Annotated in this window: 20 protein-coding genes, 1 tRNA gene and 1 rRNA gene; 21 read left to right on the top strand and 1 reads right to left on the bottom strand. The window is 38.6% G+C overall.

What is annotated here, in order from left to right:
* Nucleotides 1–44: 44 nt before the first annotated feature.
* From yabP to ACE1TG_RS12015, 4 genes are all read left to right on the top strand, one after another.
* Nucleotides 45–347 carry a sporulation protein YabP gene (gene yabP / locus ACE1TG_RS12030; RefSeq protein WP_375052637.1) on the top strand — a complete coding sequence of 101 codons (303 nt, stop codon included), beginning with the start codon at nt 45–47 and terminating at the stop codon, nt 345–347.
* Complete coding sequence (gene yabQ, locus ACE1TG_RS12025) at nt 344–943, top strand: spore cortex biosynthesis protein YabQ (protein WP_375052636.1); 600 nt, start codon at nt 344–346, stop codon at nt 941–943. Before yabP ends, yabQ begins: the two co-directional genes overlap by 4 nt.
* Nucleotides 944–949: 6 nt before the next feature.
* Nucleotides 950–1,330 carry an FtsB family cell division protein gene (locus tag ACE1TG_RS12020; RefSeq protein WP_375052635.1) on the top strand — a complete coding sequence of 127 codons (381 nt, stop codon included), beginning with the start codon at nt 950–952 and terminating at the stop codon, nt 1,328–1,330.
* A 73-nt stretch (nt 1,331–1,403) separates the two neighbouring features.
* Nucleotides 1,404–1,787, top strand: a complete 384-nt coding sequence (locus ACE1TG_RS12015; RefSeq protein ID WP_375052634.1) for a S1 domain-containing RNA-binding protein — start codon at nt 1,404–1,406, stop codon at nt 1,785–1,787.
* Between the two features lie 521 nt (nt 1,788–2,308).
* On the opposite strand, the gene ACE1TG_RS12010 is transcribed toward ACE1TG_RS12015, so the two are convergent.
* A tRNA-Met gene (locus tag ACE1TG_RS12010) sits at nt 2,309–2,382 on the bottom strand.
* A 126-nt stretch (nt 2,383–2,508) separates the two neighbouring features.
* Between ACE1TG_RS12010 and ACE1TG_RS12005 the strand changes: the two genes are divergently transcribed.
* The 17 genes from ACE1TG_RS12005 to ACE1TG_RS11925 all read left to right on the top strand — a co-directional run.
* Nucleotides 2,509–2,973: a DinB family protein gene (locus tag ACE1TG_RS12005; RefSeq protein ID WP_375052633.1), complete on the top strand. Its 465-nt coding sequence runs from the start codon at nt 2,509–2,511 to the stop codon at nt 2,971–2,973.
* A gap of 203 nt (nt 2,974–3,176) precedes the next feature.
* Complete coding sequence (gene spoIIE / locus ACE1TG_RS12000; RefSeq protein WP_375052632.1) at nt 3,177–5,627, top strand: stage II sporulation protein E; 2,451 nt, start codon at nt 3,177–3,179, stop codon at nt 5,625–5,627.
* A gap of 367 nt (nt 5,628–5,994) precedes the next feature.
* Nucleotides 5,995–6,729, top strand: a complete 735-nt coding sequence (locus ACE1TG_RS11995) for a hypothetical protein (RefSeq protein ID WP_375052631.1) — start codon at nt 5,995–5,997, stop codon at nt 6,727–6,729.
* A complete protein-coding gene (locus tag ACE1TG_RS11990) occupies nt 6,698–7,636 on the top strand; it encodes a protein kinase domain-containing protein (protein WP_375052630.1) in 939 nt (312 codons plus the stop codon). The genes ACE1TG_RS11995 and ACE1TG_RS11990 overlap by 32 nt, the downstream gene beginning before the upstream one ends.
* An 89-nt stretch (nt 7,637–7,725) precedes the next feature.
* Nucleotides 7,726–9,126 carry a tRNA lysidine(34) synthetase TilS gene (gene tilS, locus ACE1TG_RS11985; RefSeq protein ID WP_375052629.1) on the top strand — a complete coding sequence of 467 codons (1,401 nt, stop codon included), beginning with the start codon at nt 7,726–7,728 and terminating at the stop codon, nt 9,124–9,126.
* A 10-nt stretch (nt 9,127–9,136) separates the two neighbouring features.
* Complete coding sequence (gene hpt, locus ACE1TG_RS11980; RefSeq protein ID WP_375052628.1) at nt 9,137–9,685, top strand: hypoxanthine phosphoribosyltransferase; 549 nt, start codon at nt 9,137–9,139, stop codon at nt 9,683–9,685.
* A gap of 189 nt (nt 9,686–9,874) precedes the next feature.
* The gene (ftsH, locus tag ACE1TG_RS11975; protein ID WP_375052627.1) at nt 9,875–11,935 is read left to right on the top strand and encodes an ATP-dependent zinc metalloprotease FtsH; all 2,061 of its coding nucleotides are present in this window, start codon (nt 9,875–9,877) and stop codon (nt 11,933–11,935) included.
* 679 nt (nt 11,936–12,614) lie between these two features.
* Nucleotides 12,615–13,397, top strand: coding sequence for a type III pantothenate kinase (locus tag ACE1TG_RS11970; RefSeq protein WP_375052626.1), 783 nt, complete (start codon nt 12,615–12,617; stop codon nt 13,395–13,397).
* 18 nt (nt 13,398–13,415) lie between these two features.
* Nucleotides 13,416–14,297, top strand: coding sequence for an Hsp33 family molecular chaperone HslO (hslO, locus tag ACE1TG_RS11965; protein ID WP_375052625.1), 882 nt, complete (start codon nt 13,416–13,418; stop codon nt 14,295–14,297).
* Between the two features lie 16 nt (nt 14,298–14,313).
* Nucleotides 14,314–15,213 carry a peptidylprolyl isomerase gene (locus tag ACE1TG_RS11960; protein ID WP_375052624.1) on the top strand — a complete coding sequence of 300 codons (900 nt, stop codon included), beginning with the start codon at nt 14,314–14,316 and terminating at the stop codon, nt 15,211–15,213.
* Between the two features lie 115 nt (nt 15,214–15,328).
* On the top strand, nt 15,329–16,261 hold the full coding sequence (gene cysK, locus ACE1TG_RS11955; RefSeq protein ID WP_375052623.1) for a cysteine synthase A: 933 nt from the start codon (nt 15,329–15,331) through the stop codon (nt 16,259–16,261).
* Nucleotides 16,262–16,528: 267 nt separating this feature from the next.
* Entirely contained in the window at nt 16,529–17,308 is a 780-nt protein-coding gene (folP, locus tag ACE1TG_RS11950) for a dihydropteroate synthase (RefSeq protein ID WP_375052780.1), read from the top strand.
* Nucleotides 17,301–17,666, top strand: coding sequence for a dihydroneopterin aldolase (gene folB, locus ACE1TG_RS11945; RefSeq protein ID WP_375052622.1), 366 nt, complete (start codon nt 17,301–17,303; stop codon nt 17,664–17,666). Before folP ends, folB begins: the two co-directional genes overlap by 8 nt.
* The gene (folK, locus tag ACE1TG_RS11940) at nt 17,663–18,175 is read left to right on the top strand and encodes a 2-amino-4-hydroxy-6-hydroxymethyldihydropteridine diphosphokinase (protein ID WP_375052621.1); all 513 of its coding nucleotides are present in this window, start codon (nt 17,663–17,665) and stop codon (nt 18,173–18,175) included. The genes folB and folK overlap by 4 nt, the downstream gene beginning before the upstream one ends.
* On the top strand, nt 18,145–18,369 hold the full coding sequence (locus ACE1TG_RS11935) for a helix-turn-helix domain-containing protein (protein WP_375052620.1): 225 nt from the start codon (nt 18,145–18,147) through the stop codon (nt 18,367–18,369). The genes folK and ACE1TG_RS11935 overlap by 31 nt, the downstream gene beginning before the upstream one ends.
* 415 nt (nt 18,370–18,784) lie before the next feature.
* On the top strand, nt 18,785–20,269 hold the full coding sequence (gene lysS / locus ACE1TG_RS11930; protein ID WP_375052619.1) for a lysine--tRNA ligase: 1,485 nt from the start codon (nt 18,785–18,787) through the stop codon (nt 20,267–20,269).
* Between the two features lie 794 nt (nt 20,270–21,063).
* A 16S ribosomal RNA gene (locus ACE1TG_RS11925) occupies nt 21,064–21,290 on the top strand; the annotation flags it as partial.

Genomic DNA, 21,290 nt, shown 5'->3' with positions numbered 1-21,290 from the left:
GTCCTTCTAATCATACAGTAGTAATGATAAGGAGGGCGAAATGTATGAATAATTACTATGAAAAAGATAGTATTACACGTGTACAGCAGGATCATGTTGTAAAAATTAATAACCGAAAAGAACTGGAAATAACTGGTGTTAAAGAAGTTGATAGTTTTGATAATGAAGAGTTTTTATTAGAAACAGTTTTAGGATACCTGATTGTCCGAGGGCAGAATTTACAATTGAAAAATCTGGATGTTGGGGAAGGTTTAGTCACAATCAAAGGTAAAATATATGAGCTTTCCTATGTGGATGAACACCAGCAGGAGAAAGCTAAAGGATTCTTTAGCAAGCTATTTAAATGACACTCAGTGTTCAATTCCTGACAATGGCCTCCATGGTTTTAGGTGGCTTCTATTTGGGTATAATAAACGATACCTATCGAAGGTTCTCAATCCATTGGAAGCAAAATAAAATTTTCACGTATTTCATGGAAATTAGTTTCTGGCTAACACAGACAATGTTACTGTACTACCTGTTATTCCGAGTAAATAGTGGAGAGCTTCGTTTTTATGTGTTTATCGCCTGTTTACTCGGTTTTTCAGTCTATCAGGTGACAACTGCAAATGCGTATAAGCAATTATTGGAGCATATAATTCGAATTGGGCTGAAGATTTATCAATTTATTGTAAGATTGGTACAGGTACTTTTTATAACACCAATAAGGTTTGTTATTCACTTACTTATCGTATTTCTGCTGTTCATTGGAAATGTTCTGTTAACCATTATTCGATATACCTTCAGGTTCATTTATGTTCCAATATCCTGGGTATTTCAGAATCTATTTCGATTGCTGCCAAAAAATATTCAAAATAATTTACACAAAATTGCAGGGTTTTATAGTACAATGGAGAATATATTAAAAAAATGGATAAAGTATATTACGTTAAAGAGGAGGTAGTTGCCTATGCCTGCAAAGAAAAAAACAGTAACAAAGTTAGATTCAAGCTATGTTGATCAGTATGATGCCTACATAGAAAGACAAAAAAGAAAGAAACAGCGTCTAATTCGCCGTCTGGTATTATTTGCTACTGTAGTGGTTGTTGTTATTGGAAGCATGGCGACATACCATTTTAAACAAATTTCGCTTCACGAGAAAAAAGAAGAACAATATAATCAAATGGAAGAAAAATTAGCTACTTTGAAAAAAGAGGAAGAAAATCTTCGACAAGAAATTAAATTGCTGAACAATGAAGAGTATGTACTGGAGATAGCTCGGACGAACTATTTCCTATCAAAAGAAGGCGAATTAATATTTAAAATTCCTGATGAAGAGCCCTCTTATTGACACACTTTTACAAGCTTAGCTATAATATATAAGAACTATATTTTCTACACTTTTAAGGAGGAGCATTTTTTTTATGTCAATCGAAGTAGGCAGCAAGCTGCAGGGAAAGGTAACTGGTATTACTAATTTTGGGGCCTTTGTTGAACTTGGTGAAGGGAAAACAGGCTTAGTCCACATTAGTGAGGTTGCCGACAACTATGTTAAAGACATTAATGAACACCTTACTGTTGGTGATGAGGTAACAGTAAAGGTTATTAATGTTGAAAAAGATGGTAAGATTGGCTTATCCATTAAGAAAGCCAAGGATAAACCAGCCCGCCCAAAAAATAATCGGGATCGCGGTGAAAATTTTGAATCTAAAATGAATAAATTTCTTAAGGATTCAGAAGACCGTTTAGCCTCTTTGAAAAAGCACACAGAATCCAAACGTGGAGGTCGAGGTGCTAAAAGAGGATAGCAACTGCTGTCTATGATAATGCTCTATGATATAAATTAACTGAACAGGAATCGCTCGTAGAAGCGGTTCCTGTTTTTTTGGAGATAATAACCACCATGGTTGCTGAATGCGCAGCCCCCCACCATCTATCATGAAAGTTATTTTTCATATAAATTAGAGGTTAGCGGACACCAGGGACCTTATTTGGCAAAAATCCACGAAAATGGTGGTGTTTGAGGACACCAAGGACCTTATTTCACACAAATACAGTCAAATAGTCATGATATATGTATAATAAGGGCTTCTGTGTCCGGATAACTTCGAGAAAGTTACGTTTATATAGAAATAGCGTCTCCTGGGTCCGCTAAAATCAAGTTATAGAGATATTTTCTTACTGCATAAGTGCAACTAAGGCTTGGCGATAAGCCAAGTTTTCTAATATACTGTTGCCTGAAAATACAACAATACTTCGAAACGAGCTAACAAAAAAAGACCTGCAGTTAAGTGTTTTTAACACTTCTGCAGGTCTTTTTTATGAAGGATAGCGGCGGAGGGGATCGAACCCACGACCTCACGGGTATGAACCGTACGCTCTCGCCAGCTGAGCTACGCCGCCAAAAATAATCACAAGTGATATCATACAACAGGCTGCTATATGTGTCAATGAGTAATTTTGGAAAAATAGAGGAGTTTGTCGTAATTTACTAGAAAATATTAAGTAAATACGTAATGAGGTGATTTTATGGAGAAGCGACACGAGGTACTGTTAAACCAACTGAAGACATATAGACAAGGGATCTTATATTTTATGGAGGATATCACAGAAGAACAGGCAGACATAATTCCCAATGGTTTTAATAACAATATTCGCTGGAATCTTGGTCATGTTTTTTTGGATCAGTATGATTGGATTCATGCGGTTACAAAAGAGAAAATGGATATTCCGGATAATTTCAGGGAGTGGTTTGGATATGGTACAAGTCCATATGATTGGCAGGAAACCCCACCCAATTTAGCAGAATTGAAAACATTGCTAGAGAATCAGCCGGATACAATACATAGACTATATGCTGATAAAATGGAAGTGGAATTTCCAGCAATACACTTGGGAATACATACAGTGGAGCAGGTTTTACCGAGGATAATTTTTCATGAGGGAATTCACTATAGGGATATACAATTGCTGAAAAGATTCATTATAAAATAGCAGCTTAGTTAGTCGTGCGGTACAAAGATTAATCGCACGACATATATATCTTTAGACAATAGTAAACAGAATACGGAAGGTTATGTAGAATACCGCTTGTCCACATAGAATACAGTCGAACGATTTTTTAAACTAGCTCTCTTATTTTGACAAAAAAACAATGCATACTGTGATTTAATGTTTGAAAGAGGGAGTGGTATTCTATGATGGATTCAATTCCAAGGTTGGAAACCGAAGCAATTGGCGTAAACAAAAACCTTTTGCAAAGATTTCGTAAGTGGATGTCTTCGCAGGCTACATCATTATTGTTCGAAAAAGGCTGGCTGTTCTATATAGTTGGCTTTTTATTGGGACGAGCTATCATACTTTCGGTTGTCTCACCATTTGCTGTTGCGTTTTTGGCAACCATTTGGTTTATACATAAGGACAAGGCTGCGAAGGTAATGCTTGCAGTCCTGGCTGGCTCATTAAGTTTTTCTCTTGTTCATGGGGTTTTTATAACATTGGCCATGATTGTTTTTGTCTTTTTGGCTGGAATATTTAAACATGCTAAAAAGCAGCAGTTGTACATTCCGCTATTTGTATTCTTCTCAACAGTAGCCCCGCGGCTTTTTATTTACTCGGTCACAGGTCAGCTTTCATCGTATGAATGGATGCTTTTAGTTGTTGAGGGGGTGCTTGGAACTGTCCTTGTATTAATCTTTATGCAGAGTATCCCATTATTATCACCAAATAGATATAAACCTACATTAAAAAATGAAGAGATTGTTTGTATGATTATTTTGCTTGCCTCTATCCTGACAGGTACAATCGGCTGGGAATTTTATGATGCATCCGTTGAGCAAATACTGTCACGCTACTTTGTATTGATACTTGCATTTGTTGGTGGTGCGGCAATTGGGTCAACAGTAGGGGTTGTAGCTGGACTTATCCTGTCATTGGCAAATGTTGCAAACCTCTATCAAATGAGTCTGCTTGCTTTTTCAGGGTTGCTAGGGGGCTTATTAAAAGAAGGAAATAAGATAGGGGTCAGTATTGGTCTCTTAGTAGGAACGTTTCTGGTTGGAATTTATGTAGATGTGGGAACAATCGTACCTTCTCTTATTGAGACATCAGTTGCTATTTTATTCTTTATATTGACACCTGCAAGCTGGTTTAAAAAATTATCACGTTACATTCCGGGTACAGAAGAACATACCAATGAGCAGGAACAATACTTGCAAAAGGTCCGAAATGTTACCGCCAAAAGAGTAGAGCAATTTTCCGATGTATTTGAAGCGCTTTCAAAAAGTTTCATCTCATCTGAAGAATTTAAAGAAGAGGATATTCAGGACAGACGTGAGACAGATTACTTTTTAAGCCAGGTTACCGAAAAAACATGCCAGACCTGCTTTATGAAAGATCGCTGCTGGGAGCAGCAGTTTGATAAAACGTATTCCCTGATGGAAAATCTGAAGGATGATCTTGCAGAAGGTAAAGAACCGAGCAATAAATCAATTCGTGAATTTGAGAACCATTGTGTGAAGTCAAAAAGAGTTATTGACGTCATGAAAGAGGAGATTTCATCATTTGAAGCAAATAAAAAATTGAAAAAACAAGTATTTGAAAGCAAGCGTTTTGTTGCCGACCAACTACAAGGTGTTTCGGAAGTTATGGAGGATTTTGCAAACGAGATCCTCAAAGAACGCCAACACCATGAGAAACAGGAAATGCAAATCATCCATACACTTAAACATATGGGTATTGATTTAGAGAAACTGGATATATATCAATTGGATAAAGGTAATATAGATATCGAAATGACATTATCTTTTTATGATTATCATGGTGAAGGCGCGAAAATAATTGCCCCCGTTTTGTCCGATATATTAAATGAAATGGTTATTGTTAAGCAGGAAGAGGTTTCACCATTTCCAAATGGCTATTGTTATCTGGCATTTGGATCTGCCAAAGAATACGTAATTGATACTGGTATTGCCAACGCAGCTAAAGGTGGGGGTCTTATTTCAGGAGACAGCTACACAACCATCGAACTTGGTGCAGGGAAATATGCAATGGCTATTAGCGATGGTATGGGTAATGGTCAACGTGCAAGTGAAGAAAGTAAAGAAACGTTGCGGCTCCTTCAACAGATTTTACAAACAGGAATTCCGGAAAGAGTTGCGATCAAATCGATCAATTCTATACTTGCACTGCGTACGACAGATGAGATGTTTGCAACATTAGATTTGGCTGTTATTAATATGCATAACGCATTTGTTCGCTTTTTAAAAATAGGTTCTACTCCAAGTTTTATCAAACGTGGGGAAGAAATGATCAAGGTGGAAGCAAGTAATTTGCCGATGGGAATTATACAGGAATTTGACGTTGATATCGTAGGCGAGCAATTGAAATCAGAAGATATTTTAATTATGATGAGCGACGGTATATTTGATGGGCCGAAACATATTGAAAATACGGATGTTTGGCTGAAGCGGAAAATTCGTGAAATGAAAACAGATGATCCTCAGGAAATAGCAGACTTACTTCTGGAGGAGGTTATTCGAACACGGTCGGGAGCAATTGAAGATGACATGACAGTGGTTGCTGCCAAAATTGTTAAAAACACACCACAGTGGGCTTCAATACCAACGTACAGCGAAAAAGCGCAATAACGGTTGCTAAAAAAACTGGTACTCTATAGGAGTATCATTTTTTTAGCAGTTAATAAGGTAGCATGTTTGCAGCATGTACTCGATGAATCAGTAATATGAATCCTCATTCCGCTAAACGGGAGATTTAGTGTTCCAAGAGGGATGAAACGGATCCTCGTTCCGTTAATAGCACAAAATCGACGGAATATAAGGTTAAAATGACAAATAACGGAACGAGGATCCTATAACATGCCCCAAATGGGAGTTTTGTAATGAATAACGGAACGAGGATCCGCCTTGTCAGCAGTTTCCCGATTTCAAGGAGTAAACGTATATTTATAGATGATGTTGGCGATGATGGTAGTGGAAAAGCTGGGAGGTATCTTAAGTGAAAAAAGGAACATTAAAACAAATTCTATTGATTACGGATGGTTGCTCCAACAAGGGTGAGGATCCTGCTGCAACGGCAGCATTGGCACATCAGCAAGGTATGACGGTAAATGTTATTGGTATTTTAGATGATGATCAGACAGAACAGCCAGAAGGACTAGAGGAAGTGGAAGATATTGCACTATCTGGTGGCGGTGTCAGTCAACTTGTTTATAAACAGTCGCTATCACAGACAGTACAAATGGTTACAAAGCAAGCAATGACACAAACGCTTCAAGGCTTTGTTAATCAGGAATTAAAGCAAATTTTAGGCCCTAATCAGAATCTAGAGGATATCGAACCGGATAAACGCGGGGAGATTATGGAAGTTGTGGAGGATATGGGTGAAACGTGTGATCTGGAGGTTCTTGTTTTAGTTGATACGAGTGCAAGTATGCATGATAAACTTCCAACTGTAAAAGAGGCTCTTATAGACCTTTCGATAAGTTTAAATGCTCGAATTGGAAGAAACCGATTCTGTATTTTCAGTTTTCCGGGCAAACGTAAAGATATTCAAAAGGTATTCGACTGGTCGCCTAAGCTTGATTCTATATCAACAGTATTTCCAAAGCTAAGCAGCGGAGGGATTACGCCAACGGGCCCTGCTATACGAGAAGCAATGTATCAGTTTGGAAAGAAAGGCTTGCTAAGGAGCTTGAGGAATGAAGATGAACCAGGCATGGAAGAAGCATGAAGTTGATATAAAACCAGGAACAATAATTAGTGGAAAATGGCATAAGTACCGTTATATAGTTAAAAAGAGGCTTGGGCGCGGTGCGGTTGGATCTGTATATCTTTGTGATTTGAATGGTAAGCAAGTGGCTTTGAAAATAAGTGATAAAAGTACATCAATGACGATGGAAGTAAATGTGTTAAAGTCGTTAAAGAAGGTCCAAGGAAGCCATCTTGGGCCTTGTTTATTGGATGTGGATGATTGGGAAGTCACACGAAATACAAAGTATTCTTTTTATGTAATGGAATACTTACATGGAGAAACCATGTCAAGCTTTATTAGTCGTAACGGTGATGAATGGATCGGTGTGTTTATGATGCAATTGCTGGATGATTTAGAGCGACTGCACCAGGCTGGGTGGGTGTTTGGTGATTTTAAAACGGAGAATCTTATTGTCCTTTCATCTCCTCCAAAGGTTCGCTGGATTGACGTCGGTGGCACAACACAAATCGGCAGAGCGATTAAGGAATATACTGAATTTTATGATCGGGGATACTGGGGTTTGGGTTCAAGGCGTGCGGAACCAAGCTATGATTTATTTGCTTTTGTTATGGTATTTTTAAATATATACTATCCCAAAAGGTTTGATAGGGGTTCACAGCCAAAAGCAACACTTTTTAAAAGGTTGGATGATGTAAAGCAGTTACGTATGTATCGCAATAATCTAAAAGATGCGCTGCTTGGCAAATACAAGACTAGCGGACAGATGAAGGGCGAAATAACCAAAACGCTGCAAGCTATCAGGGCATCCAGAAAGTCACGAAGAGGAACGGGTAAATCAGTACCCAAAGGTGCGCCGTTTGTTGAAACAGGTGGCATTTTTCTAATAGCATTATTTTATTACCTTTCATCCTTATTATTACCCTGATATACGTTTTCTTGCTCTTTGTCAGGAAGCATTTTTATGGTAGGATAGAAGGGATGTTAGATTAGTTTTTACATGGAGATGGGCAAGCAATGATTAGTAAAGTTAGTGCATTTATTAGAAAGCAACAATTGCTCACAGAAAATTCAACTGTTCTGCTTGGTGTTTCTGGCGGCCCGGATTCGATGGCACTTCTGCATTATTTTCGGTCTATACGGGAAAAATGGAATTTGAAGCTTATTGTATTGTCTGTTGATCATCAGTTAAGAGGCGATGAATCGAAGGATGACCTTGATTTTGTTAAACATATTTGCGAAAAATGGGGCGTACAATTTATTGGAACCTCATTGGATGTTCCTTCGTATAAAAAGGAGTATCAGGTTGGAACTCAAGTTGCCGCCCGAGAGATGCGCTATGCGTTTTTTGCAAAACAAATGAGTGAATTCAATGCTGATTACCTGGCTTTGGGGCACCATGGTGATGATCAGGTTGAGACGATGCTGATGGGTTTAGTACGTTCAGCCACTGCAAAGTCATTAGCAGGCATTCCATCGCACCGGTCGTTTGTGACTGGTAAGATTATTCGTCCTTTCTTATGTGTGACAAAAGATGAAGTGGAAGACTACTGTATTGAAAATGGAATTGAACCACGCAGAGATCCATCTAACGAACAAACAACCTACACCAGGAATTATTTCAGAAAAGAATTACTACCACTACTAAAAGAAAAAAATAGTAATATACATAAAACAACGCAGCACCTAAGTCAATCACTTCAGGAGGATGAACAATTTCTGACAGAAAAAACAACAGAACTGGTCAATGACATTGTTGTGTTTAAAGATTCAGGTAAAGAAGCATACTTTCTGATTGACTCATTCAAATCAAGCCCACGTTCTTTACAAAGGCGAGCCTTTCATCTAATATTAAACTATCTATATAAAGAATTGCCTAAAAGTTTATCGTATGTGCACGAAGAACAGTTTTTTACATTGCTGGAAAGTAATAGTGGAAATGTCCAGATTGATTTTCCTGGCAATTTAAAGCTTAGGAAAACCTATCGACAAGTCTGTTTTAGCTTCTCTGCTGAACAATCCCACCTTGTTTCGTATCACAAAACCGTAACTATTCCAGGTGAGGTGATTTTACCAAATGGCATAACGGTTACTGCTGATTATACAGGTTGCCCCGATTGGAATAGTGACACAGAATACATATGTAATAAAGATAGTGTCGCGTTGCCCTTACACATAAGGACACGTCAAAATGGCGATCGAATGAGCTGGAGAGGGTTAGAAGGAAGTAAAAAGGTTAAAGATGTTTTTATTGATGCTAAAATCCCGCTGGGTAAAAGAGATACATGGCCAGTGTTAACGGATGATAATGGGGAAATATTATGGTTAATCGGCTTAAAAAAAGGACAACCACGACAACAGACCGAAACAAAAGAATGCACATATATTCAATTGAAATACGAAGAAGGTAACGTGTAGGAGGGGCAACATGCATAACGATATTGAAAAAATATTGATTACAGAAGAAGAGATTGCAGAGAAATGTTCAGAACTTGGTAAACAGCTTACTGAAGAATACGATGGTAAGTTTCCGTTAGCTATTGGTGTTTTAAAAGGTGCTATGCCATTTATGTCTGATATTTTGCGTCGGACAGAAACACATCTGGAAATGGATTTTATGGATGTATCAAGTTACGGTGGCAAAATGCGTTCATCCGGTGAGGTGAAAATTGAGAAAGACCTGAATACGAAGGTTGAAGGCCGAGATTTATTAATTATAGAGGATATTATCGATAGCGGGCTCACCCTAAGTTATTTAGTCGATTTATTTAAATATCGTAAAGCTAAATCAATTAAGATTGTCACTTTACTTGATAAACCTTCTGGTCGAACTGCACATATTAAGGCGGATATGATTGGATTTGAAGTTCCCAATGAATTTGTCGTAGGCTATGGATTGGATTATGAAGAGAAATATCGTAATTTACCGTATATAGGGGTGTTAAAACCGAAAATATATGGAGGAGAAGAATCATAAAAATATTTCCGGAAACATAGGGATATATTCTTCACAAAAAAGTAATAAATTTTGAATAGACTACACTGTATAGAATGAGGATCAAGCAGGTTGAATTTAATATTAAATAGCAAGTGGAATTAGTTGTATTAGCACTTTTTCCTATGGTAATATTGTTTGTAGTTTTTCCCGCTTGGGAGGAGGTAAGTAATGAATCGGATATTTCGTAATGTAATCTTTTATTTACTCATATTCCTGGTTGTTATAGGTATAATAGGGGTATTTAATGGACAAAACGATGAAGCAAAAGAATATAATGTGCAAGAATTTACAGACGCTTTAAATAGTGGTGAAGTCAAAGAAATGACGATGCAGCCATCAAATGGAATAATGCGTATTACCGGTGAACTGAGTGAAGGGGAACAGTTTGTCGCACAAATTCCAGATAATACGGAAATTGTCTCAACTATTACAAAGCAAGCCACTGAACAAAGTGTACTTAATGTAAAAGAAGAGGAACAGCCAAGTGGTTGGGTAACCTTTCTGACGACGATGATTCCATTTCTTATATTAGGTTTATTTTTCTTCTTTATTCTAAGCCAGGCTCAAGGTGGCGGCGGTGGCCGTGTCATGAACTTTGGTAAGAGTAAAGCGAAAATGTATACAGAAGATAAGAAGAAAGTTCGCTTTAAAGATGTTGCCGGTGCAGATGAAGAAAAGCAGGAACTTGTTGAAGTTGTTGACTTTTTGAAGGATCCGCGTAAATTTACAGCAGTCGGTGCACGTATTCCTAAAGGGGTACTGTTAGTAGGGCCTCCAGGAACAGGTAAAACATTACTTGCTCGTGCAGTTGCAGGGGAAGCAGGGACCCCATTCTTCTCAATAAGTGGTTCTGATTTCGTTGAGATGTTTGTAGGTGTCGGTGCTTCACGTGTACGTGACTTGTTTGAAAATGCGAAGAAAAATGCGCCATGTATTATATTTATTGATGAAATTGATGCAGTTGGACGTCAACGTGGTGCAGGTCTTGGTGGCGGACACGATGAACGTGAACAAACCTTGAACCAGTTACTAGTTGAAATGGATGGTTTTGGAGCAAATGAAGGAATTATAATGATTGCTGCAACAAACCGTCCAGACATTCTTGACCCGGCATTGCTTCGTCCCGGACGTTTTGACCGTCAAATTACGGTAGACCGTCCAGATGTTAAAGGCCGTGAACAAGTATTAGAAGTTCACGCTAAAGATAAACCTTTGGATAACACGGTAGATCTTAAAACAATCGCAATGCGCACACCAGGATTTTCTGGTGCTGATTTGGAAAATCTACTAAATGAGGCGGCATTGGTAGCAGCACGTCATGATCAAACTAAAATTGACATGTTAGCCGTTGATGAAGCTATCGACCGCGTTATTGCCGGTCCAGCTAAGAAAAGCAGAGTTATTTCACCTAAAGAACGAAATATTGTTGCATACCATGAGAGTGGACACACAATTATCGGTATGGTGTTAGATGATGCAGACTTGGTGCACAAAGTTACGATTGTACCACGTGGGCAAGCTGGCGGATATGCCGTAATGCTGCCAAAAGAAGATCGTTACTTTATGACGAAGCCAGAGTTATTTGATAAGATTACCGGCCTCTTAGGTGGTCGTGTATCGGAAGAAATTATCTTTGGTGAGGTAAGTACTGGTGCGTCAAATGACTTCCAGCGTGCAACAGCTATTGCTCGTAAAATGATTACTGAATATGGTATGAGTGATAAAATTGGTCCACTTCAATTTACAAGTGGCGGTGGTGAAGTATTCCTTGGCCGTGATATCCAGAACGATCAGAACTATAGTGATGCTATCGCACATGATATCGACCAGGAAATGCAAAGCTTTATCAATTATTGCTATGACCGTGCAAAAACAATTCTAACTGAAAACAAGGATAAGCTTGAGCTAGTTGCTAAGACACTTCTTGATGTAGAAACCCTGGATGCAAAACAAATCAAAGGACTATTTGAAGATGGTGTACTTCCTGAACCTGCAGAAGATGATGAAACAGTAACAAAGACAGAGGAAGTAAAAGAAGCTAACCAAGCAAATGCTTCAGAAGAAGATAGTGATCTGAAAGTAAATATCCAATCCAAAAAAGACGACGATGTATCACCAGATAACTATGAAGAAGCTAAACAAAAAGCAGAAGAGAAAAGAGAAGAAGAGCGCGACGAACAAGAAGATGTAAATGATGCAGATACTTCTTCGGAAGACAAAAAAGAATAAGTTATCTAGTATAAGGGCTGGGACAAAAGTGTTTTAGTCAAAGTAAAATCCGAACTATGGTTCAAATTCTTGAAATAGAATTTGAATCAGTTCGGATTTCTTTTTGTTGTTTATTAGATATAAACTGTGAACTGACTGCTGAGTGTTATGATCCCACTCCGGAAATACACTTCGCTTTCCGTGGGCGGCTGATGAGCCTCCTTGCTCCTACGTCGCTGCGTAGTCTCATCTAGGCCTCAGCTCCCACAGGAGTCTACGTGTATTTCCTCCGCTGGATTTTGCTCACTAGAACTTAAAAAAAGATTTTATACCCTAAACTAGCAGTTGGAATATGCGAGACTCCTGTGGGACAGCGATCCTAAGAGACCCCACAGGGAGCGTTCTTTGCGAGCGAGGAGGCTCGTGGTGAGCCCACGGAAAGGGAGTATATTCCAACTGCGTGGTTAGAGAACTACACTAAATACTACGAATCGTAACCTTAAGTCTACTTCGCATTTACTATAACTACGTATTAGATCAAGCCATTGAAAATGGACGTTCTAAACAGCCTATCCTTTTATTATTTGTCTTTAAAGTAAAAGTTTACTGTTATATCCCAGCCTCGTTTTTTTATGCATTACAGAATTATGGTATATTAAGAAGATAGAAAATAACTGAAGGCGGGAAGGTTTGGTCAGAGATGCTTTTTGTGCTTGATGTAGGTAACACAAATACTGTTTTAGGTGTATTTCGGAATGATAAATTGATCCATGAATGGCGTATCAAAACAGATCGTTATAAGACGGAAGATGAGTTTGGTATGCTTATTAAATCTTTACTGGAACACGAAAGTATTTCATTAACTGATATTGATGGCGTTATCGTTTCTTCTGTCGTACCCCCAATTATGTTCGCACTGGAGAAAATGTGTACAAAATATTTTGAGCTTTTGCCATTAGTGATTGGAAAAGAAACGGTACACACATTTTTAGATATGGCTTATCCAAATCCAAAAGAAATTGGTGCAGACCGAATTGTTAATGCAGTGGGCGCAATTGAAGAGTATGGTTCTCCATTAATAATTATTGATTTTGGTACAGCAACAACATATTGTTATATCAATGAAAGTAAAGCATATCAGGGTGGTCTGATTGCACCAGGTATACATATATCCATGGAGGCTTTATACAGCAAAGCGTCGAAGCTGCCTAAGATCGAAATACAGGCTCCGAATAATGTGGTCGGAAGCTCAACTGTTGAAGCTATGCAGTCAGGTGTATTTTATGGATATGTATCGCAGGTTGATGGCATAGTAAATCGTATGAAGCAGGAGAATGGAACAAATCCAAAGGTGATTGCTACCGGCGGGTTGGCTGCCTTGATTTCGGATGCATCTGAGACAATTGACTACGTTGATAAGCATTTGACATTAAAAGGATTGTATTTAATTTATAAGCGAAATATTCAAAAGAAAAATTCCTAAAAGGAGATTGAACACAACATGAAGGATTATTTGGTGAAAGCAACAACTTATAATGGGATGGTGCGTGCGTATGCAGCGATTTCAACCAACACAGTAGAAGAAGCGCGCAGACGACAAGACACATGGGCTACTGCATCTGCGGCGCTAGGGCGTACTATTACTGTTACTGCAATGATGGGAGCAATGCACAAAGGTGAAGATTCTATTACAGTAAAGGTCGAAGGAGATGGTCCGCTTGGGGTAATGGTTGCTGATGGTAATGCGAATGGAGATGTTCGTGGATATGTCACAAATCCTCATGTTGACTTCGATCTAAATGCCCAAGGTAAACTGGATGTTGCGCGTGCTGTTGGGAAACAAGGAAACTTGAGTGTCGTAAAAGATTTAGGATTAAAGGAAAACTTTACCGGTCAAGTCCCGATTACTTCTGGTGAGATTAGTGAAGACTTCACTTATTATTTTGCAAACTCTGAGCAAGTCCCTTCAGCTGTGGGGGCAGGCGTATTAGTTAATCCGGACCATACCATATTGGCTTCTGGTGGTTTCATTATTCAGGTTATGCCAGGAGCTGATGAAGAAATGATTACACGGCTTGAGGAAAAAATCCAGTCATTTCCGGCAATATCAAAGTTAATTCGGGAAGGAAACTCTCCAGAGCAGATTTTGGAGCGTCTATTTGGTGATCAGAAAGTTAAGATTTACGAACAGCTTCCAATTTCTTTTCAATGTAAGTGTTCAAAGGATCGTGTACAACAGGCGATTATTGGTTTAGGAAGTGAAGAGATTCAAAAAATGATTGAAGAAGATAAAGGCGCAGAGGCGACATGCCATTTCTGTAATGAGATTTATCATTTTTCAGAGCAAGAGTTAGAAACACTTAAACAATCAACTAAGATATAGTTGAAAGGAGTTACCGATGAAGAAGAAATTTTTACTGGGAGTAATAGTGGTACTGCTCATCACAAATATTGCTACATTGCTTCTTTGGAATGATGATGAGAAAGTAGCTCTCGACAATGACGATACAGAAATAGACTTGAATAAACCTGTTGCTACTGTAGATGGGGAGGAATTTTCGTACAAGCAATGGATGAAATCCTTGCGGGAAAACCATGGGAAAGAACAGCTCAAGGGAATGATTGATCGAGCAGTAGTGAATCAGCTGGCGAATAAAAATAATATTGAAATAAATGATAAAGTCATTGCCAGGGAAATAGCTATGCTAACATCAATGCAAAGCCCAATGTCTGAAAAAGAAACAAAAAAGAAGGTGGATGAGTGGCGTGAGGATATATTATATCGATATCGGCTAGGCGCACTTTTAACAGCTGACACATCTATACCGGAAGAGAAAATAAGATCACATTTTGAAGAATATGGCGATCAATACAATTTTCAGGCTTCACTGCAGCTTTCACACATTATAGTGCCGGATTTTGAAACAGCAGAAAAGGTAAAAAAGGAACTGGATAATGGGGCATCATTTGATTTGCTAGCCCAAGAGTATTCAACAGATGAAGAAACCAAAAAAAGCGGGGGCTATTTAGGTCTTTTTGTAAATGAAAGCCAGTTTTTGCCTGGGGGCTATTTAGAAACTGCATCACAAATGGATGAACGGACATATAGTGAACCTTTCCAGAGTGATTCTGGTGTAGCTATTATTTACTTGCATCAAAAGTTGCCATCTATCACATTTAGTTATGAAGAAATAAAACCATACATAAAGCGCGAACTTGCTTTAGGTAAATCAAATCAAACACTTACTGCAGACCCGCTTTGGGATAAATTAGACATTGATTGGGTATTTGAGGAATAAGATAATACAAATGCCTTATTTATCAAGTTTATTGTATTTCAGTTGACATTTTGATGATTTAAACGTACATTATAATTAAATCCTACAAAAACACTAGGAATTAGGAGGAATTGTAATGAGAGTGGCTAACAACATAACTGGTTTAATTGGGGAAACCCCGATTGTAAAATTAAATCGCACCGTAGATGATAATAGTGCAGATGTATATTTAAAATTGGAATTTATGAATCCTGGAAGCTCTGTAAAAGACCGTATTGCCTTATCGATGATTGAAGCAGCAGAAAAAGAAAATGTCTTAAAAGAAGGCGACACAATCATTGAACCAACAAGTGGAAACACTGGAATTGGTTTAGCGATGGTTGCTGCTGCAAAAGGATATAAATCAGTGCTTGTAATGCCTGATACAATGAGTAAAGAGCGTCGTAATCTTTTAAGAGCTTATGGGGCTGAACTCGTTTTGACACCTGGAGCCGATGGTATGAAAGGTGCTATTAAAAAAGCTGAAGAATTAAAAGATGCAAATGGCTATTTCATGCCACAACAATTTAACAATGAAGCAAATACAGAGGTCCACGAACGGACAACTGGTAAAGAAATCGTGAGCCAAATGAGTGATGGTCTGGATGCGTTTGTATCTGGTATTGGCACAGGTGGTACGATAACAGGTGCCGGAAAAGTATTGAAAGAGAACTTTGATGACGTGAAGATTTATGCAGTTGAACCAGAAGATTCAGCGATACTATCTGGTGGATCTCCAGGACCACATAAAATTCAAGGTCTTGGCGCTGGCTTTGTACCAAAGATTTTAAACACAGAAGTTTATGATGAAGTTATACGCATTTCGAACGATGAGGCGTTTGCTACATCACGAGAAGTCGCAAAACGTGAAGGTATTTTAGGCGGAATTTCAGCAGGAGCTGCTGTTGCAGCAGCGAAGAAAGTTGCTAAACAGTTAGGCAAAGGCAAAAAAGTACTTGCGGTAATCCCTGATAACGGTGAGCGTTACTTATCGACACCATTGTATCAATACGATACTGAAGATGAATAATACTGCATAAGTATAACAAGGCTTGGCGATAAGCTAAGTATCCCAATAGAAAGGGCTAGCATCCGTAAACTGGTGCTAACCCTTTTTTAGTGTATGAAATGATAGATTTCGCTCAGTCATAACCAGTACTTAGCTGCAAAAAAGGACACTTGCGCTTTTGTTCTGCTATGATACGATAGTAACCGAAATAATCATGTGAAAGAAGGTTATACTTTGAATTTAATAACGAACTTGAAAACATATGATTTAACTAATCGCACACATATTATGGGGATACTAAATGTAACCCCGGATTCTTTCTCGGATGGTGGGAGCTATACATCCATTGACCGGGCTGTCAAACAAGCAGTTGCAATGGAGGAGCAAGGTGCTGATATTATTGATATCGGCGGTGAATCCACACGGCCGAACCATGAACCGGTATCAGCCGATGAAGAACTTGATCGTGTCCTGCCGATAATTCGCAAGGTTAGGGAAGCGGTAAGTATTCCGTTATCCATTGACACATATAAGGCAGAAACAGCAAGACAGGCTGTTAAGGCAGGTGCAGATATCATAAACGATGTCTGGGGTGCTAAACGAGAACCTGAAATAGCTGAAGTTGCAGCAGAGTACAATGTTCCTATTATTCTGATGCACAATAGAACAAACAAAGATTATACATCAATTATTGATGATATGAAGAAGGATTTACAAAAGAGCATTGATACTGCTTTAGAAGCTGGCGTTACAAAAGAAAATATTATTCTTGATCCGGGAGTCGGATTTGCTAAAACTGCAGCAGATAATTTAGTTGTTATGAACAATCTTGAGAAATTTGCTGATTTGGGATATCCGGTTTTATTAGGAACATCACGTAAGACGTTTATTGGAAACATTTTGGATGTACCGCCAGAAGAACGTGATAATGGTACAGGAGCAACAACGTGCCTTGGCATTACCAAAGGTACTCAAATTATCCGGGTTCACAATGTGAAACTGCATGTTGAACTTGCTAAAATGATGGATGCAATGCTTGGAAAGAGAGGAGCGAAAACTCTTGGATAAGATTCTAATAAATCAAATGGCTTTCTATGGCTATCACGGCCTTTTTCCAGAGGAAAACAAACTCGGTCAACGTTTTTATGTGGATATACAACTAATGCTTGATTTGAAAAATTCAAGTAAATCCGATGATATGAATGATTCCATCAATTATGGAGACGTATATGAACTTATAAAAGGAATTGTGGAAGGTAAGCCTAAAAATTTGATTGAAGCTGTTGCTGAAGATATTTCCGATGCGCTATTTCAAGCATTTGATTTACTTAATGCATGTACTGTAAAAGTTATCAAGCCCGACCCTCCTATCCCGGGTCATTATCATTCGGTAGCAGTAGAAATCACCCGGGAGCGAACAGAATGAAAACCGCATACCTTGCTTTAGGGACAAATATCGAACCCAGAGAAGAACATCTGACATCAGCGCTAGAAATGCTGCAAGAAGACAATAAAATTTTTATTAGTCAACAATCATCTATATATGAAACGGCACCAGTTGGCTATACAGACCAAGCTGATTTTTTAAATATGGTAATTGAAGTAGAGACATCCCTGTTACCAATCGATCTATTGGATTTTTGTCAAAATATCGAACTGCAATTGGGGAGAAAAAAGGTGATTCGTTTTGGGCCACGAACAATTGACCTTGACATTTTAGTCTATAATCAAGAAAATAGAAAAACAGACAATTTAACAATTCCGCACCCAAGAATGCATGAACGTGCATTTGTGCTTATCCCGTTACATGAGATAGCTCCTAATTTGTTATTGTACAAGAGTGATAAGACAGTGTCGGATTATTTAAATGAACTTTCGGAAAGCGACATAAAGGATGTAACGCGATGGACATACAAAGACTCGGCAGAAGAATAAAGGCATTTCGTAAATTAAAGGGATATACGCAAGTAGAATTAGCTGCTAAGTTAGGTCTTCCTATCATTACATTGGGCAGTGTCGAGCGAGGTAAACAAGAGCCTTCCGAGGAATTATTGGGTCAAATAGCTAATACATTAGCTATAACGAAAAAAGAATTGACTATAGCGGACGAGGCATCAAAGGAGAAATGATTTAACACTTCCGAATTGCGTTGTCTTGGCAGTGCGCAGCCACCACCTATCAACAAATTAGAGGGTGCTTTCATATAGCATTTTGGTGTTTTGTGGGCACTAGAGACCTTATTTGGCGCGGAATAGGATGGTGTTAAGGGACCTTAAATACTCTCTATTAACCATGATATTTGAAAAATAAGGGCTCTATGATGAAGTTACTTTGTAATCAAGCTAGAGAGTTATTTAATACAGTATAAGTACTTCTTACTGCATAAGTGCAACTAAGGCTGTATTAAAACTTGGCGATAAGCCAAGTTTTCTAATTTTAGCTCGGGATAGATGAAACGAATTTAGTTTTTCTATATACTTGTATATAATGTGTCATATTAAGGTCGGTTTTCAGTCGAAAAAAAGAGCTATTGGAGTGATAATTGTGTCAGAAGAATTAAATGATCATATGAAAGTTCGCCGTGAGAAATTAGAATCCTATAAAGAACAAGGTGTTAATCCTTTTGGCGGAAAATTTGAACGAACTGATTCAGCAGAAGATTTAATCGCGAAGTACGACCAATTTTCTAAAGAAGAGCTGGAAGAAAAGACAGATAACGTTACCATTGCGGGACGTATAATGACAAAACGCGGGAAAGGAAAAGCGGGTTTCGCACACCTTCAGGACTTGAGTGGACAAATCCAAATTTATGTTCGAAAAGATATGATAGGTGAAGAGGCATATGACGTGTTTCAGTCAACCGACATGGGTGATATTGTCGGAGTAACTGGCGTTATGTTCAAAACAAAAGTGGGGGAGATTTCAGTAAAAGCATCTGAGTTCACCTTATTAACGAAATCCCTACGCCCGCTTCCTGAAAAATATCATGGACTTAAAGATATTGAACAACGTTATCGTCAACGTTATCTTGATTTAATAACAAATCCTGATAGCAAAGAAACATTTGTATTGCGCAGTAAAATTATCCGATCTATGCGTCATTATTTAGATGGACAAGGGTTTCTTGAAGTGGAAACGCCAATGATGCATGGTATACCAGGTGGTGCTTCTGCTCGCCCTTTTGAAACACACCATAATGCTTTAGACATCCCACTATACATGCGTATTGCGATTGAACTGCATTTAAAACGGTTGATCGTTGGAGGGTTGGAGAAGGTATATGAAGTTGGACGAGTTTTCCGTAACGAGGGAGTTTCTACACGTCACAACCCTGAATTTACAATGATGGAACTTTATGAAGCATATGCAGATTTTCATGATGTCATGTCCTTAACAGAGAATTTAATCGCACATATTACAAAAGATGTTCTAGGTAAAACAACTCTAATGTATGGGGATTATGAAATTAATCTTGAACCTGAATGGAAAAGACTCCATATGGTGGATGCGGTAAAAGAACATACAGGGGTAGATTTCTGGAAAAACATGAGCGATGAAGATGCAAGGGCGCTAGCTAAAGAACACGGTATTCAAATTCAGGATACCATGACATTCGGACACATCCTTAATGAGTTCTTTGAACAAAAAGTAGAAGAGGAGTTAATCCAGCCGACATTTATTTATGGGCACCCGGTTGAGATTTCCCCGCTTGCCAAAGGAAATGAGGAAGATGAACGGTTTACTGATCGGTTTGAATTATTTATCGTCGGACGTGAGCACGCAAATGCCTTTAGTGAATTGAATGACCCGATTGATCAACGGGAAAGATTTGAATCACAAGTTAAAGAAAGAGACGAAGGAAATGATGAAGCACACTTAATGGATGAAGATTTTCTGGAAGCATTGGAATATGGTATGCCACCTACAGGCGGGCTGGGTATTGGTATCGATCGCCTTGTTATGCTATTAACCAATTCACAATCAATTCGGGATGTGTTGTTATTCCCGCAAATGCGTAATAAACAGTAAGCTTATATAGTTGGACAACTTGGCACAGCCATCATTTCTGTGCAAGTTGTTCTTCTTTTATTATATAGGAAATTATAAAATTTAAGTGCTGAGGATAACTGGACATCAGAATCAGCGATGTCCAGCTCCGACGTACAGGACGTACCAGTGCCGGTGACGCCACAGGAGGTGGCATCACCGGCCAGCGCCTAGAGCCTAGTGGACTTCCCTTCCCGTGTCTACGATAAGAAATAAAGGATGTTCGACTAAAACCACCACATCCTGTGGCAACGTCGACCCACCCGTAGCGCTGAGCGCAGTCCATACGGCGCTGAACAGGCGCTTGCGTTTTTGTTCTTATAAAATAACTGCTGTGATAAAATTGGTTAAAATCTCCAGTAATTTTTATGTATTTTCTATTGATTTAGGGTAATAATCATGGTAAATTATTAAACGTTGCTTAAATAACAGTTAGAAAAATTGGCTTGTCGCCAAGCCTTTATATATAGTTGCACTTATGCAGTAAGAAAGGATTTATACTTTCTTATCTGCCAACCAAAACAAGTCTTCTTTTCAGCAAACAATCTCACATTCTCTTAAAAAATGAGATAAAAATGATTGACTTTGTAATTGAAAGATGGTATATTAATTAAGTCGCCATTTTGAGAGGCGGCAACGAAATTTGCTCCTTGAAAACTGAACAAAACAACCAGTATGTCAAGAAAACAGGATAAAAGTTAAACTTTTAAACCCTGATTTCAATTTTTAAGCTAAGAACAGATGATTGATTGGTGTCAATCATAATCAAACGAACTTTTATGGAGAGTTTGATCTTGGCTCAGGACGAACGCTGGCGGCGTGCCTAATACATGCAAGTCGAGCGCGGGAAGCAGGCGGATCCCTCCGGGGTGAAGCTTGTGGAACGAGCGGCGGACGGGTGAGTAACACGTGGGCAACCTGCCTGTAAGACTGGGATAACCCCGGGAAACCGGGGCTAATACCGGATAATATTTTTCAGCACATGTTGAGAAATTGAAAGGCG

This window comes from Virgibacillus sp. JSM 102003 (assembly GCF_041949995.1).
Lineage (GTDB): Bacteria > Bacillota > Bacilli > Bacillales > Amphibacillaceae > Lentibacillus.
Note: the sequence above shows the minus strand (reverse complement) of the source record. Positions and strands in the feature narration are given on the sequence as shown.